Here is a 15,805-nt window from a genome sequence, read left to right as displayed (position 1 = left end):
CTCCAGAACGAGGTTGTTATTGCAGTTGCAATCATAGCTCGATTGACGATAGATTCAATTGCAAATGCAACAAGGTGCTGGTTGAACAACGACCAGCCGAGCCACACAAGGAGAGTTATCGATGGCGCACAGCTACCCGCTTCGCGATGAAGATCCACAAGAGACCCGCGAATGGATTGACTCGATTGCTTCGGTCGTTGAAGTGGAGGGGCGGCCCCGGGCGCACTTCCTGATCGACCAGCTTCTCGACTTTGACGTTTCTGTACACGGAGATTTCCATGGTCGAGTGACCACGCCTTACGTGAATAGCATTGCACCGGAGCGCGAGTTGCCCTACCCGGGAGATCTCGACATTGAGAAGCGCCTCAATGCCTATATCCGCTGGAACGCACTCACCATGGTGCTCCGCGCAGGCAAGCATTCAGGCGTGGGTGGGCACATCGCGACCTATGCCTCGGCGGCGGTACTCTACGACGTTGGCTTTGACCATTTCTTCCGAGGGCGTACCGAGCGCTTCGCGGGCGATATGGTGTACATCCAGGGGCATTCGGCGCCCGGCATTTATGGCCGTGCTTACACCGAGGGCCGGCTGACCGAAGAACAGCTGGACAACTTCCGTCGTGAAACTGATCGTGACGGCGTCTCTTCTTACCCTCATCCGCGCCTGATGCCAGAGTTCTGGCAGTTCCCCACGGTCTCTATGGGCCTGGGGCCCATTACGGCCGCCTATCAGGCGCGCTTTATGCGATACCTTGAAAACCGTGGACTGAAGGAACATCAGGGCCGTAAAGTCTGGGCGTTCCTGGGCGATGGCGAGATGGATCAACCCGAATCGCTGGCGGCGATCTCCCTGGCCGGGCGGGAGAAGCTCGACAACATTATCTTCGTGGTCAACTGCAACCTGCAGCGTCTGGATGGGCCTGTTCGCGGTAACGGAAAGGTGATCCAGGAGTTTGAGAGCCTTTATCGCGCCGCTGGATGGAACGTCATCAAGGTGATCTGGGGAAGTGGCTGGGACGCCTTGCTGGCCAAGGACAAGACCGGGCTGCTTCGTCAGCGCATGATGGAGTGCGTCGACGGTGAGTATCAGACCTACAAGTCCCAGAACGGTGCTTATGTGCGTGAGCACTTTTTCGGCAAGTACCCGGAGCTGCTGGACCTGGTCAGCGACATCAGCGACGAGCAGATCTGGAAGCTTGCACGTGGTGGCCATGATCCAGTCAAGGTCTATAACGCTTACGCAGCAGCAACCCGCCAAAAGGGTCGTCCCACTGTCATCCTGGCCAAAACGGTCAAAGGCTTCGGGATGGGTGAAGCGGGTGAAGGGCAGAACATCAATCATCAACTCAAGAAGATGGGCGCAGAGGCAGTGAAAGCCTTCAGTGATCGCTTCGGCCTGGCGTTGAGTGACGATCAGCTCGGCGAGTTGCCCTACTTGCGGCCCGACGAAGCAAGTGCGGAAGCGCGGTATCTGAAAGGGCGCCGCGAAAGTTTGGGTGGTTATGTTCCGGCTCGTTATGCACAGGTTGAGTCGTTGCAGATTCCGCCGCTGTCCGCATTAGAAGGACAGCTCAAAGGCACCGGCGACCGTTCCATTTCAACGACCATGGCGTTCGTGCGGATCCTCAGCACGCTGCTGAAAGATCCGAACATCGGCAAGCTAGTCGTCCCCATCGTGCCCGACGAATCACGCACCTTCGGTATGGAGAGTCTGTTCCGGCAGATTGGTATCCACTCTCATGTCGGTCAGCTCTACATACCTCAGGATGCCGGCACGTTGTCCTACTACAAGGAGAGTGCGGACGGGCAGATCATGCAGGAGGGCTTGAACGAATCCGGTGCCACTTCATCCTGGATAGCGGCTAGTACCTCGTACGCCAACCACGGTGTGATGACCCTACCGTTCTATATCTTCTACTCGATGTTCGGCTTCCAGCGCGTGGGCGACTTGCTGTGGGCGGCCGGCGATGCCCGTGCACGAGGTTTCTTGCTTGGTGCAACTTCAGGGCGCACCACGCTGATGGGCGAGGGCCTTCAACACGACGATGGCCACAGCCATGTGATGTCGGCTACTGTGCCGTGCTGTATTTCCTACGACCCGACATACGCCTACGAGCTGGCTGTGATCGTGCATGACGGCATGCGCCGCATGTATGTCGAGCAAGAAGACATCTATTACTACATCACCGTACTCAACGAGAACTACCCTCATCCCGACATGCCGGAAGGTGTGGAGGAGGGGATTCTCAAAGGGCTGTATCGACTGCCACTTGAGCGAGAGGTCAAGAAAGATCTGCATGTCCAGCTCATGGGCAGCGGTGCTCTCTTGCCGGAGGTCATCGCCGCTGCGCAGATCCTGGAGCGTGATTATGGCGTGAGCAGCGAAGTCTGGAGTGCCACCAGCCTGACCGAAGTGCGTCGTGAGGCACAGCAGGTTGAGCGTTGGAATCTTCTGCACCCCATGGAAGATCCGAAAGTTCCTTACCTGACCCAATTGCTGGACGGTCACGCTGGGCCGGTAGTGGTCTCCACCGACTATATGAAAATCCACGCCGACCAAATCCGCCCCTGGGTCGGAAATCGCCGCTTCGTCGCACTGGGCACCGATGGCTTCGGACAATCAGATACCCGCGAGGCGCTGCGTCGACATTTTGAAGTTGATCGGCAGTTCGTCGTGTTGGCTGCATTGAAGGCCCTGGCCGACGACGGTGTGCTTGGTCGTGATGTCGTGGCTAAAGCGCTAGCTGAGATGCAGATTGATGGTGAGAAGGTAGATCCAATCAGCGTCTGATCCGAGCGGACAAGGAGGTGATTGGCATCAGCTCCTTGTCTAGTTTTTTAACGAAGATGTGATAGCGAATTGAGTGGAAAGCCCCAAACCCCCGTATTTCCTAGGCAAAACCGAAACGGTTAAATAGCCTGGGCTAATCTTACAGCCGCTTCTCCATTATGATGGTGCGCTCCGCCACATGAACCGCGTCGCGGATTTTCTGATAACCCAACGCGGTATAAAACTTTTCAGCTGTAATCGACGATGGCACACGTACAGCTTCAATTCCGGCGCTGGCAGCAGTTGTATGAATTACATCCATCAAGTGCCGCCCGATACCGCCTTTCTGGTGAGCTGGGTCAACAAAAACACTTCTGACGACATCACCGTCGAGACCGGCAGTGCCAATAATGTTTTCGCCCAATAAGGCAACGAAGACCCTACGCTTCGTAAGCTGCGTGGTGATGGCTTCAGGAGAAAAGCTCTGCTCAACCTGACCGATCACGTCAGGTGGATAGTCCTTTGAATTTGACTCACGCAGGGCGGCTATAACTACGCGGCTTATTGCTGCGGCATCTCTGCTCGTAGCGGGACGAACGTGGCATTTCATGCTGAGACCTCAATCCTGAAATGGATTACAGCTTAGCGCATCGCAATGTGCCTTTCCCGGACGCTTACTGATAAAGGCTTGCTGCACCGTCAGTGGAGCAATAAGGCACACGCATCAATGAGGTATGAGTGATTTAACATAATATGCATTATCCGAACATTCGTATTTCGTCACTGCGCCGTGAGTGCCCAGATGTTGAGCTGCACAAATCCCTGATTCATCGAAACCGGTCCTTCCGTTGATCCAGGTTAAGGTTGGTTCAAGTCGCCTTGGTTAAAATGCGGGCTCCGCACCCTCACGGGGAATCTGGCATGACCATCATCGTAACCGGTGCTGCAGGATTCATCGGCAGCAATCTCGTTCAAGCGCTCAACCAGCGCAACGAAACCGACATCATCGCCGTCGACGACCTGACCGATGGCGACAAATTCCGTAACCTGGCCGACAGTGAAATTGCCGATTACCTGGACAAAGACGATTTTCTCGATCGCTTTGCTCGCGGTGAGTTTGGCAAGGTGCGTGCTGTGCTGCACCAAGGCGCGTGTTCAAGCACCGTCGAGGCTGATGGTCGTTTCATGATGGACAACAACTACCGGTTCAGCCGTGAGTTGCTGGCGTCTGCTCAGCAGCAACAGGTCCCGCTTTTATATGCATCATCGGCAGCGGTCTATGGCGCCGGGCAGGATTTTCGCGAACAACGTGAGTGTGAGCGCCCGCTAAACGTCTATGGCTATTCCAAGTACCTGTTCGATCAACAGGTACGCCGGCATTTGATGACAGCGCGCAGCCAGGTCGTCGGGTTGCGTTATTTCAACGTGTATGGCCCACATGAACAGCACAAAGGTGCGATGGCGTCAGTCGCCCTGCATTGCTTCAATCAGTATCAGTCCCATGGAAAAGTCAGCCTGTTCGGCAGTTATGGGGACTATCCCAGCGGTGGCCATCTGCGTGATTTCGTTGCGGTGGATGATGTGGTCAAGGTCAACATGTTCTTCCTTGATCACCCACAGTTGAGCGGTATCTTCAATGTCGGTAGCGGGCGCGCCCAGTCGTTTAATGACGTCGCCCTGACGGTGATCAATCGGCTGCGCGGGTACCAGCATCAACCCCCATTGTCCTTGGAGATCGCCTTGCTGGAAGGCATTCTGGAATACGGCGAATTCCCTGAGCATTTGCGTGGCAAGTACCAGTGTTACACCTGTGCCGATCTGGAACGCTTGCGCGCTGCAGGCTACGAGGCGGCGACATTGACCGTCGAACAAGGTGTGGGCCTTTACTGTGACAGGTTGCAAGGCACTCAGGCCCCGGCACTTGACCTAGCCAGGCAGGCGACGGCTGCTTGATGCGCCTTTTTATTCACCTCGCCACCTGCCTCTTTGGTTGCTTCTGAATATAACTACGCTAAATGTTCATTTAGTTTAGTTATATTCAGACCGTGCTGAACATGGCCTGCAAGATCACCATCGGTGGGTATAACTCGCTGTGATTACGGCACCGGGCGCTGGCAAGTGGCTGGTGTTGTTGCTGTTCCGCATCAGCTGGCTATAGAGCGGATAATAGTACCGATTGAACAGGTTCTGTACGCCTACGCTGATCTGATCCCCTTCACTCAGTTGGTACTGGCTGATGACGTCCACCGTGGTGTAACCCTCCACCCTGCGTCTGCCAAAACTCTCTACGCCATTGAGGCGGTAGTCCTCTGCGCCAAAGTAAGTCGCCTGCACGCGGTGGGTCCAGTCTTCGTCAGGTTTGTATTGAAGATAAGCCGTCAGCTTCAGCGGTGGAATACGGTAGCCCGTCATGTCTTGCCAATCGCCTCCGTCCGGTTGCTCGCGCCCTTTCATCCAGGTGAAGCTCCCCCCTGCCCCCCAATGCTCGTGGCGGGTCAGCCAGTCGGCACTGCCCTCAACACCGTAGATCCGTTCCTGGGTGCGCGTGAGGATCAGGCCATTGTTGAAGCTTTGCACATCCCCCAATTTGGAAGTGGTATAGAAAATGGCCAGCGATGCCAGGGTCTGCTCGCCCAGGTCGCCGCGCCAGCCGAGTTCGTAGTTGTTGGTCTTGACCGGTTCCAGATTGGAAGATCCGACCTCGAAGTCCCGCCGCGCATTACGCAATTGCACGCCAATGTCGGGCAGTTGGAAGCCTTGGCTGAAGGCGGCATATATCGCCTGTCCGCTGACCGGCGAGTAAGTCAGGCTGATATTGGAAAGCAGCGCATCGTAATGCACCTTGCCGCCTTCCACCGTGGCTGGGCTCGCTGCAGTCGATTCGGACAGCGGCACGAAGTCCCCGTATTTAGCAGTGGCATATTCATAACGCACGCCGCCCTCCATTGACCACTGCTCGGTGAAGCGGTGCTGCAACTGTGCAAATGCGCCTACGCTGCGGGACGTCAGGTCTGGCATGTACGTCAACTTGCCGATCTTGTTGAACACCGCCCCACCGCTCGCATCGAATTCCTGCGGGTCGAAGATATCGATGGGCATGTCGCTGCGCTCCTGGTTGAAGTCGCCACCCCATAACACCTCGATATCCGAGCCGCCTAACGGGGTTCGCAGCGTGATGCGGCTACCAAAGACTTCACTGTTTTGCATGACTTGATCGACATTGCGCCCGCGGGTGGCCACGCCTCGCGCATCGAATGGTGTGAAGCGGGTGAAATAGTCGCGATAGTAAAACTGGGTGTCGAGTGTGCCTCCGAGCACCTCTGTGTGGGCATACTGAAGGTTCACTAATGTGTTCTTGATCTGGTTTTGCTCGTCGAGTGACAACCCGGACAACGGTTGCGCAGGGACTGAACCCGGCGGCAACCGGCTGACCGAGGGGTCGGCGGTATAGTCACTGTCCTGCTCGGCGGTGTAGTGGCTAAGCGAAAGCTGAACGCGCTGTTGCTCATCAATGCGCCAGCCGAATTTGCCGCCAATGTTGTAAGTGTTGGAATCAAACAGGTCGCCTTGGCTCGGCTCGGGCGCAATACGATGCCCTTTGGCGTCGTAAGAGGCGCCGATATGGCGTGCACCGAAATCAAGCGCGTAATCCAAGGCCCCTTGTGAGCCGGCAACATGGTGCTGTAACTGCCCTCCCAGGCCATCGCTGTCCATCTGGCTCAAGGGCGACACGCCGGTCAACGTAGTTTCGGCCATTGCTTCACCGCCGGCTGGCCGCGTGGTGATAGAGATGATCCCGCCCGTTGCACCGGCGCCGTAGATAGCACTGCTGCCGCGAATCACCTCGATGCGCTCGATCAATGCCGGGTCGATGTTGGCCAGGTTACGCGAGGAGTCACGGTTGGTGTTCAGGGGCACGCCATCGACCAGGACCAGCATCGTACGTCCACGCAGGGTTTGCCCATAATCGGTGATGGTTCGGCTTGAATCGGCCATCCCCGGGATGCTCTTGGCCAGTAACGTCGCCAAACCATCAGAGCCTTGGCGCAGTTGCTTCAGTTGCTCTCGCTCGATGACATTTACCTGGCGAGCCTGCGCTACCACGTTGCTGGAAAGCCGAGAGGACGTGATCTCCACGTTGGCCAGCTCCACCGTACTGCTGGTTGAAGCCAGCCCCCTGCCCATCATGGCATCGTTTGGCGGCACAACAATGAAGGTACGCTCGTCACGCGCCTTGCCGACCAGCCCGCTGTGCTCAAGCACATGCTCCAGCGCCTGCTCCAGTGTGTAACGCCCTTGCAGCGCCGGCGCCTGCTTCCCCGCAGTCAGTTCACTGGAAAACAGCACCTGGGCGCCCGCCTGGCGAGCCACGGCATTCAATGAGCGCTCCAGTGTTGATGCGGGAACATTGAATTCAACCACCACCAACGCTTGTGCGTGCGACCATTGGCTGGCCATCAGGGTGCTGGTCAAGACCGATACGTGCCAAGGTGCACGCAGGAAGAGCTGACTCACTTTTATTCTCCAAGAGATGGGTACAAAGTGATAGCCGCCTCCCAGCGGTCGCAACCCTACCTCGTTGGCGAATTATTTTTTGCCCCTTTGGGGTGAATGCGCAGGTTTGCGCCTTCCCTGGTGACCTTTACCGGAAGAATTTCAGGCAGCAGCGCCAGCAAGGTTTCGGCTTGGTCGCTGTTGAAAACACCTGAAACCGGCAAGCGCCCTACTTCAGGCCCCACCAGCTCGACCGGCTGGGCGTAGTAACGTTGCAGTGCGGCAACGACCTCAACCAGTGGTGTGCCTTCGAACACCCATCGGCTTTGCTGCCATGCAATCGCGTCTTCGACACTGCTCTTGACCACGTCAGCGGGGATGCCGTTGTGGACGAGCAACTGCTGCCCGGCCAGCAGCTGCGAGGTACGGTCCAAGGCGCGCCCTTTGACTTCCACCTGGCCTTGGGCAACAGTCACCCGGACATCATCCGAGTATCTATTGACGTTGAATCGGGTGCCGACCACACGTATAGCGGCAGTGCCTGCATCGACCAGAAACGGCCGATACAGCATGGGCGAAACGGCGAACAGTGCCTGGCCCCGTACCAACTCAATGTTCCGACTACGCAAATGCCAGCTCACGCGCACCTCGCTGCCACCGTCCAGCTTGATCTGGCTGCCATCGGCCAACTGCACCGACTGGCGTTGCCCCACCTGGGTGACATAGTGCTCGTTGCGGTACGCAGGGTTCTGCCACACAGCACCTGCCACCAGGGCCAACACCAGCAACGAGACTGCCTTGGTGCTTTTGCGAGGTTTTCTGGCAGGTGGCGGGCTGGGTAGAGGGAAACGCAGCTTCAAGTCCTCGCGACACGTGGCCAGCGCATCATCGACTGCGGCATCGTCTTTATCGCGTAGACGGCTCACGGTGCCCCCTCGCTTTGCAGATATTCACGGCAAGCGATCATACCAAGGCGCAAATGCTTTTCTACCGTTTTCAGGGAAATGCCCAGGCGCTCTGCGACCTCGGCCTGCGGTATCTGGTGCAACTTGTGCATGATGAATACTGCCTGGCAGCGAGGAGGCAATCGGGAAATGGCGGCAACCAGCTTGTCCAGTGTCTTCGCGGCATCGACCTGGCGCTCCTGTGGTGCTGCACTGCAGGCTACTTCAGGGAGCTCGGCCAGTGTGATGATCACGTTGCCCCGCCGGCGCTCGCGACGACAATGCGAAACCGCATTGTCATGGGCGATCTTGCGTAACAGCGCCAAGGGCTGCCGCACCCCTTCTCGCTCGTCATCCTCCAGCAACTGCACGCAAAGGTCATGAACGACTTCACGCGCGAAGACCCGTTCACCGAAGCGCCGGCGCACATGGTCGACCAAGTCGTCGTAATGACGGATCAGGGTGGCGAGCAATGATGGCTTTGGAGGATCTGCCTGCACGATAGCGTTGAACAGAGAGGAAATGAGATGCAAGTATAAATGGGAATGCATGTCATTTAAAAGCGAAAGACGCTCGCTCAGCTGAGCATCCGCACCGCACTCGCCGCCTCACACGCCATGCGCAAATCTTCCCCCGCAAGCAACTGCTGGTAATGCGCCTTCAACGCCTGCTCCCACCCCGCCACTTCTTCCAGTAGCTGCTCGGCCTGCTCCCGCGTCAAGGCAAAGTGAGCGTGGTGACTGAGCAGGTTTGCGCGGCTGATCTGGCGGCCTTCACGGCCAACAGCCATGGCCAAGGTCTGGGCCGGCCCTTCCTCGAGCATCGGCAGTACGTCGTACATCGGTGACAGACGCCACCCGCCGGCCACCCAGATCACCGCATGGTTGCGTGGATGGTCGTCAGAGTTCCCCACCAGGGCGTTGTAGCACATGCGCTTGAACAGCTCCTGCAGATCAGCGTCGGGCACACCCCGCCGGCGCATTTCATCGGCTACTGCGGCGTAGCGCCAATCCCGGTGGTGTGCGCCGTTCCATTCCGAGTTCAGCAGGGTCAATGCGCTGAGCATGGGAATGCGCCGGGCGCCCTGTGCAATCGGCGTGCGGTCGAAGCGCTCGATCAGCAAGGTTGAAGGGTTTTCGGCATGCAACGCGGTTTTTGCGACGTTCAAGCCTTGCCCTGCTGCAAAGGTCATGCAGGCATATTCGATCGAGGGCAGGTCGTAGTGATCGAAGCGCTCACGGGGCTTGGCCAGAATCAGCATACCGTTGTCCTGCAGCGTACGTTTTGGGCGCGCGCCGCCCAGGGCGGAACGCTGCTGGCGTACGTTGAGGGTTGCCACCGACTCGGCGTCGAGCTGGCCGTCGTACACCGCTTCGCACGCGGCGACGAATTTCGCCAGGCCTTTCAAGGTGGGTACCGCACCCTCGCCCAGGCCAGGTGCGGGCGTGGTTGCGCCGCCGGCCATCAGGTTCCCGACGCGGTCGTTGTTCGGTGACTTAAGCAAGAAATCGAGCGTGCCCAGTTCCTGGCCGTACGCCCGATGCAGCAGCCGCTCACCCCAGCCATCAGGCATGGCGTCATTGATGAAGCCGGGTATGCCGCGGTTCTTGGCGATCCCTGTATAGGGCTCGGCACGCAGGGGGTAATTGATCGGGTCGGGTACCCAGCCACCTCGCGCCACATGGTCAGGCGCATAGAGGAACTCACCGACCTTGCCTTTTAGGGTCAGCCGGCCAAGGGTGATGACCTCAGCTGTGTCGGGGTGCTCCATATAGATGTAGGCACGGGACATCAGAATTCCTCAGGCTTGGGTTTTGCCAGCCGCACGCGGCGGGATGCGAGGCGCTGGTGGGCATCGTCGTCATCACTGAAACGGGTGATCTGGGAGGTTTTTTCAATGCCTTCCAGCGAGGCGAAGACCGTGTCGCTGATACCCAGGCGCCATAACACCAGCATGAACGAACGCAGGTCCACGCGCGCGGAGCCGCCTTCGATCTTGCGAAGGTTATGCGCGGAGACGCCGATTGCTACCGTGAGGTCTGTTTGGCGTAAACCGAGCGACAAACGCTTTGCCTTGACCAGAAGCCCTATTTTATTAAGGGTATCGGCGCAGGCGACGGGAAAAAAGTCATCCATAAAGTCAACCAGCACTAATATTAAGTTGTATAAGGTAAACCATAGCACGCTTTAAAGGTTTTCACGATAAAGATAACACGCACCACCATAAGCCTTAAGTGTCATAAAGATCGTTATGGTTAACCTTATATTTGGGTATTTACGGCCTGGTTACCCGTGTACGCGATGCTGGGCAGGCCAGAAACCCGACTATGCTGGAAGCAGCCCAACCTCGGGTCGCAGGGGAGCGAAGCATGAGGATCATGCGTGGATGCAGGCAAGCGTGTTGGCTGGCTCTGGCGCTACAGATGCTGTGCTCAACCCTCCTACATGCAGAGGGCCTGGAGCCTTCAGCGACGCCAGCCGGTGCTGCAACGCCTGAACCTGCAGCGCTGCAAATCATCAACCGCACGGTATTTGTCTTTCGTGCCACCTTGCTGGGTGAAACACCACAGGTTCGAGCCCTTCGGGCCAAGTCGGCCATTGAAGAGGCGTTGCAGGATGAAGATGACCAGGGCATTAGAATCGACTCTATCCTGAACAGTTACCTGGTACTGCTGGGCGATCGCCGCGCGTTCATCGTCACACCGCAGGACGCCGCCGCCAACGATATCACCGCGCGCGAAGCCGCCGAGCTGGCCGCAGAGAACCTGCGCCTGGTGGTCGAGGAAACACGCCAGGCGCGCAGCGTGCGCTTTCTGCTCAATGCTGTCGGCTATTCGGCGGCGGCCACCTTGCTGTTCATGCTTCTGGCCAAGGGCGCGCGAGGTGTGCGGCGCAAGCTTTTGGGGCTGTTGCCCAGACTGATGGGCAAGCACTCCGAGCGTTTCAGGGTGGGTCAAACACCCCTGTTCGACCTGCAGAACCTCTACTACCTGGCCGATCGTTCGCTGTGGCTGGTGTACTGGCTGGTGCTGCTATTGCTCTGCTACCAATGGCTGGGCTTCGTACTGTCGCAGTTCCCCTATACCCGGGCGTGGGGTGAAAGCCTGAATGTCTACCTGATGGCGCTGCTCGGCTACCTGGTCAGCGGTATCCTTCACGCCATCCCTGGGCTTGCCGTTGCCCTGTCGATTTTCTTCATTGCCCGCGGTATCAGCGCGTTTTCCAAACGGGTGCTGCGGCGCATGGCACGGCCGGGCACGTTGAAGTGGCTTACCGAAGAAACCCTGCAGCCCACCATGCGGCTGACGTCATTGGCGATCTGGCTGTTCGCCCTGGTGATGGCCTACCCGTACCTGCCTGGCTCAGGTACCGATGCGTTCAAGGGCCTGTCGGTACTGCTCGGGCTGATGATCTCGCTCGGGGCCACCAGTGTCGTCGGCCAGGCTGCGGCCGGGCTGATTCTCACCTATACAAGGACGCTGCGCGCCGGTGAGTTCGTGCGCGTGGGCGACTACGAAGGCACGGTGACCGAGGTGGGCATATTCACCACCACCATCCGCACCGGCCTTGGCGAGGTGCTCACGCTGCCCAATTCCATGATCACGGGCACCGTGACGAAAAACTACTCACGCATCGTCGAGGGGCCAGGCTATGTGGTCGATACGGTGGTGACCATCGGCTACGACACGCCGTGGCGGCAGGTCGAAGCCATGTTGCTGGAGGCGGCCCGGCGTACCGATGGCGTACTGGCAAAACCCGAACCCCAGGTGTTCCAGACGGCGCTGTCGGATTTTTATCCGGAGTACCGCCTGGTGGCCCAGGCCATTCCGTCGCTGCCCAGGCCACGCGCCCTCCTCCTCAGCCTGCTGCACGCCAATATCCAGGACGTTTTCAACGAGTACGGCGTGCAGATCATGTCGCCCCACTACCTCGGCGACCCGCTGCAGGCCAAGTGGGTGCCAAGGGAGCAGTGGTACGCCGACCCTGCCAAGCCAGAACATCCGCAACCACCCAGCAAGCCTTGAAAGGGAATATCGCCGGCTTCAGCCCAAACCACCAAACCGCTTGTAGAAGCTCTCGTTGACATCCGGCAGCGGCCCATCCGCCGTCTCCAGCGCGGTCCCCAGCCACGCTTCGGCCTTGTCCCACACCAGCCGATAGAGGTTACGGCACAACTGGCGAGCAGCCCTGCCTTCCCAGTCCCCAGGCAGCAGCTCATCCGGCAACTGCGGGTCACGCAGCAGCAGCCGGCGGTACTCGTGGATCAACAAGGTCCGTGCCAGGAAGCAGTCCTGGGCATCGAGCTCTTTCTGCTCCTTGAGCGCCTGCCACAGCGGCCGGAACAAGCGGATGAATTCGCTGTAGTGCTCGCCCAGTTCCTGGATCCGCCAGCTCTCCCGCACCTGGGCGCGCATGGCCTTGGAGGCCAGTACTTGCTGGGTGTGGGTTTCGAAGACGATGCTGTCGTCAGTGGCGTCCAGCTCGCGCAAGGTGGTCGCCAGGTCGGCACGATCAGCGCGCGGGCAGCCGAGTACGTTCGGGGCGATGGCGCCGTAGCCTTGCCACTCCAGTTCTTCGCGCACGGCCTTGCGCTTGCTGGCCTCCAGCTGCGACAGCAACACCAGCGTCCAGGCGCCGTCCCAGGCGGGCAGGCTCGCACTGTAAACGCGCTTGAAGGCTTTTTCGAAACGGCGCCGGCCCGTGCCGGTGAGGCTGTAATAGCTGCGCCGGCCGACTTTTTCGGCGGTCAGCCAGCCTTCCTTGGTCAGGCGAAAGATCGACGTGCGGATCAACCGCTCGTTGATACCTATCGGCTCCAGCAGGTTGATCAGGCTACCCAGCCAGACGGTCCCGCCGTGAGGCTCGATGGCATCGCCGTACAGCGTGATGATCAGCGAGCTGGCGCGGATTGGCGTCTGCTCCTGAAAGCGGGTGATCAAATGGTTCAGTGGGGCAAGATTGCTCATGGGCGAACTGTGCGCGGATAAAGCACCGACTATACCTGTGCGGCGGGCCGCCTGGCCAATGCGGGTGGCTGCCAGGCTCATGCGCTTGCCTGGCCTTTGGGCCTGAAGCCGGTGTCTTCCATACGCGGGCGCCCCACTTCTGCCTCGGCCAGCGGCGGGCATTCGACCATGCTGGTCATGCAGCGCTGCGTCAGTTCCTGGTACTGCGCAGTGCCGGCCTGCTTCCAGGCCAGCTCCTGATCGGTCAACGGGCGCTTTACCAGCGCTGGCGAACCCATCACCAGGCTCTGAGCCGCACATTCGAAGCCGGCCTTGACGAAAGCGGTGGCCGCAACGATGCAGCCTGGCGCTACGTGGGCGCCATCCATGACCACTGCGTTCATGCCGATCAAGGCGTCTTCGCCCACGCGGCATCCGTGCAGCACGGCGCCATGGCCGATGTGCCCGTTGCGCTCTACTACGGTGTCACCACCCGGGAAGCCATGCATCACGCAGGTGTCCTGAAGGTTGGCGCCCTCCTCTAGCACGATGCGGCCGAAGTCGCCCCTGAGCGATGCCAAGGGGCCTATGTAGCAACGAGGGCCGACGATGACATCGCCGATCAGTACTGCACTGGGGTGCACGTAGGCGGTCGGGTGAACCACGGGCGTCAGGCCGTCCAGTCGATAGCAAGGCATGCGAACTCCAGAAATGATTTGAAATGGGACCCGATCTTGTATCACAAGGAAATTTCTCGTCAAACGCCATCGCTGTGTATCACTTTATATCTGCTTGGATCGGCAGGCGAAAACACTCGAAAACCATTTAAAAATCGACATTATACGGTTTAAAAGTCCTTAATCGTAACGATTGAAATAGTTAAAGACCTCATTGAAGGGATACGGCATTGCATTTTTAATGTTGATTTTGTGTATCGCATAATGCATATACTGGGCTCACCTGTTCGTGACCCAGCATCACGACCCTGCAAACAATTCCAAGAAATGCCGGCCCCACGATGTGCCGTGCGTGCAGCCAGAGGACCCCGACATGCCGCGATATCTCAATGTGCAGGCGCCGGAAAACGGCGTTCAGCTCATCACCTTGCAACGGCCAGAGGCTCTCAACGCCCTGTGTACCGAGCTACTGGCAGAGCTGGCCACTGCACTGGATACAGCCGCCCAGGATGATCAGACCGCTGCGGTGGTGGTCACTGGCAACCGCAAGGCATTCGCCGCAGGCGCCGACATCCGCGAAATGGCCGAGCGCGACCTGATCGGCATCCTCAACGATCCTCGGGTAGCCCACTGGCAGCGCATCGCCGGCTTTGCCAAGCCGCTGATTGCGGCAGTCAATGGCTATGCCTTGGGCGGTGGTTGCGAGCTGGTGATGTGCGCCGACATCGTCATCGCCGGTACTGACGCCCGTTTCGGCCAGCCGGAGATCAACCTCGGCATCATCCCCGGCGCTGGCGGCACCCAGCGCCTGTTGCGCGCCGTTGGCAAGCCATTGGCCATGCAGATGGTGCTGACCGGCGAAGCCATTAGCGCCCGTCACGCCCAGCAGGCAGGCCTGGTCAGTGAAGTGACCCAGCCCGAATTCACCGTAGAACGCGCCCTGCATGTGGCCCGCAGCATCGCCGCCAAGGCGCCGCTGGCCGTGCGCCTGGCAAAAGAGGCGCTGCTGAAGGCCGGCGATACAGACCTGGCCAGTGGCCTGCGCTTCGAACGCCATGCATTCACCCTGCTGGCCGGCACCGCCGACCGCGACGAAGGTATCCGGGCCTTCCAGGAAAAGCGCCAGGCCCGTTTCCAAGGCCGCTGACCACCTTTCCCTCGACTGACGGAGCGAGTCTGTCATGACTTTCCAGCACATCCTGTTTTCCATTGAGGACGGCGTCGCCCTCCTCTCCTTGAACCGCCCCGAGCAGCTGAACAGCTTCAACACCGCCATGCACCTGGAAGTACGCGAAGCACTCAAGCAAGTGCGCCAGAGCAGCGATGCGCGGGTGCTGTTGCTGACGGCTGAGGGCCGCGGCTTCTGCGCAGGCCAGGACCTGTCCGACCGTAACGTTGCCCCAGGCGCTGAAATGCCAGACCTGGGCGCTTCAATCGACACGTACTACAACCCGCTGGTACGCACCCTGCGCGACCTGCCACTGCCGGTAATCTGTGCGGTAAACGGTGTTGCCGCCGGGGCCGGCGCGAATATTCCGCTGGCCTGCGACCTGGTACTGGCCGCCCGCTCGGCAAGCTTCATCCAGGCATTTTGCAAAATTGGCCTGGTGCCAGACTCTGGCGGGACCTGGCTGCTGCCGCGCCTGGTCGGCATGGCGCGGGCCAAAGCCTTGGCCATGCTGGGCGAACGCCTTGGCGCCGAACAGGCACAGCAATGGGGGCTGATCCATCGCGTGGTTGACGATGCTGCACTGCGTGACGAAGCCCTCACACTGGCCCGCCAGCTCGCCACCCAGCCTACCTACGGCCTGGCGTTGATCAAGCGCAGCCTCAATGCCAGTTTCGACAACGGCTTCGATGAACAACTGGAGCTTGAGCGCGACCTGCAACGCCTGGCCGGGCGCAGCGAGGACTACCGTGAAGGCGTCAGCGCCTTCATCAACAAGCGTACTCCCGCATTCAAGGGGCGCTGAA

The 15,805-nt window shown here is 59.1% G+C and carries 13 protein-coding genes; 5 read left to right on the top strand and 8 right to left on the bottom strand.

The features are described from left to right. Window positions 1-121: 121 nt before the first annotated feature. The gene (aceE, locus tag J3A71_RS15690) at window positions 122-2,791 is read left to right on the top strand and encodes a pyruvate dehydrogenase (acetyl-transferring), homodimeric type (protein WP_016486884.1); all 2,670 of its coding nucleotides are present in this window, start codon (window positions 122-124) and stop codon (window positions 2,789-2,791) included. A 139-nt stretch (window positions 2,792-2,930) separates the two neighbouring features. On the opposite strand, the gene J3A71_RS15685 is transcribed toward aceE, so the two are convergent. Then, window positions 2,931-3,380, bottom strand: coding sequence for a GNAT family N-acetyltransferase (locus J3A71_RS15685; RefSeq protein ID WP_096426068.1), 450 nt, complete (start codon window positions 3,378-3,380; stop codon window positions 2,931-2,933). Window positions 3,381-3,691: 311 nt separating this feature from the next. Between J3A71_RS15685 and rfaD the strand changes: the two genes are divergently transcribed. Beyond that, a complete protein-coding gene (rfaD, locus tag J3A71_RS15680; RefSeq protein WP_060517760.1) occupies window positions 3,692-4,723 on the top strand; it encodes an ADP-glyceromanno-heptose 6-epimerase in 1,032 nt (343 codons plus the stop codon). Between the two features lie 114 nt (window positions 4,724-4,837). Here the strand turns inward: rfaD and J3A71_RS15675 are convergent, their stop codons facing one another. The 5 genes from J3A71_RS15675 to J3A71_RS15655 all read right to left on the bottom strand — a co-directional run bounded on the left by J3A71_RS15675 (window position 4,838) and on the right by J3A71_RS15655 (window position 10,344). Next, the gene (locus J3A71_RS15675) at window positions 4,838-7,228 is read right to left on the bottom strand and encodes a TonB-dependent receptor (protein ID WP_172901762.1); all 2,391 of its coding nucleotides are present in this window, start codon (window positions 7,226-7,228) and stop codon (window positions 4,838-4,840) included. Window positions 7,229-7,341: 113 nt separating this feature from the next. After that, the gene (locus tag J3A71_RS15670; protein WP_096426069.1) at window positions 7,342-8,190 is read right to left on the bottom strand and encodes a FecR domain-containing protein; all 849 of its coding nucleotides are present in this window, start codon (window positions 8,188-8,190) and stop codon (window positions 7,342-7,344) included. Beyond that, entirely contained in the window at window positions 8,187-8,708 is a 522-nt protein-coding gene (locus J3A71_RS15665) for an RNA polymerase sigma factor (RefSeq protein ID WP_096426959.1), read from the bottom strand. Before J3A71_RS15665 ends, J3A71_RS15670 begins: the two co-directional genes overlap by 4 nt. 77 nt (window positions 8,709-8,785) lie before the next feature. Then, the gene (locus J3A71_RS15660; protein ID WP_102667566.1) at window positions 8,786-10,000 is read right to left on the bottom strand and encodes a type II toxin-antitoxin system HipA family toxin; all 1,215 of its coding nucleotides are present in this window, start codon (window positions 9,998-10,000) and stop codon (window positions 8,786-8,788) included. Next, window positions 10,000-10,344, bottom strand: coding sequence for a helix-turn-helix domain-containing protein (locus J3A71_RS15655; protein ID WP_016487142.1), 345 nt, complete (start codon window positions 10,342-10,344; stop codon window positions 10,000-10,002). The genes J3A71_RS15660 and J3A71_RS15655 overlap by 1 nt, the downstream gene beginning before the upstream one ends. Before the next feature lie 233 nt (window positions 10,345-10,577). On the opposite strand from J3A71_RS15655, the gene J3A71_RS15650 reads away from it, so the two are divergent. Next, window positions 10,578-12,233, top strand: coding sequence for a mechanosensitive ion channel family protein (locus J3A71_RS15650; protein ID WP_024717490.1), 1,656 nt, complete (start codon window positions 10,578-10,580; stop codon window positions 12,231-12,233). 18 nt (window positions 12,234-12,251) lie between these two features. On the opposite strand, the gene paaX is transcribed toward J3A71_RS15650, so the two are convergent. Together paaX and paaY are read right to left on the bottom strand one after the other, a co-directional pair. Beyond that, window positions 12,252-13,175 (bottom strand): phenylacetic acid degradation operon negative regulatory protein PaaX, encoded by a 924-nt coding sequence (paaX, locus tag J3A71_RS15645; protein ID WP_175444007.1) that lies wholly within the window; start codon window positions 13,173-13,175, stop codon window positions 12,252-12,254. A 77-nt stretch (window positions 13,176-13,252) separates the two neighbouring features. Then, on the bottom strand, window positions 13,253-13,852 hold the full coding sequence (paaY, locus tag J3A71_RS15640) for a phenylacetic acid degradation protein PaaY (protein ID WP_016487145.1): 600 nt from the start codon (window positions 13,850-13,852) through the stop codon (window positions 13,253-13,255). 352 nt (window positions 13,853-14,204) lie between these two features. Between paaY and paaF the strand changes: the two genes are divergently transcribed. Together paaF and paaG are read left to right on the top strand one after the other, a co-directional pair. After that, window positions 14,205-14,978, top strand: a complete 774-nt coding sequence (gene paaF / locus J3A71_RS15635) for a 2,3-dehydroadipyl-CoA hydratase PaaF (RefSeq protein ID WP_096426071.1) — start codon at window positions 14,205-14,207, stop codon at window positions 14,976-14,978. A gap of 34 nt (window positions 14,979-15,012) precedes the next feature. Beyond that, window positions 15,013-15,804 (top strand): 2-(1,2-epoxy-1,2-dihydrophenyl)acetyl-CoA isomerase PaaG, encoded by a 792-nt coding sequence (paaG, locus tag J3A71_RS15630; protein WP_016487148.1) that lies wholly within the window; start codon window positions 15,013-15,015, stop codon window positions 15,802-15,804. Window position 15,805 lies beyond the last annotated feature (1 nt).

Source organism: Pseudomonas sp. PvP089 (genome assembly GCF_017875165.1).
GTDB classification, from domain to species: domain Bacteria; phylum Pseudomonadota; class Gammaproteobacteria; order Pseudomonadales; family Pseudomonadaceae; genus Aquipseudomonas; species Aquipseudomonas fortuita.
The sequence above is the reverse complement of the archived record's forward strand: the minus strand, read 5'-3'. Positions and strand labels throughout refer to the sequence as shown.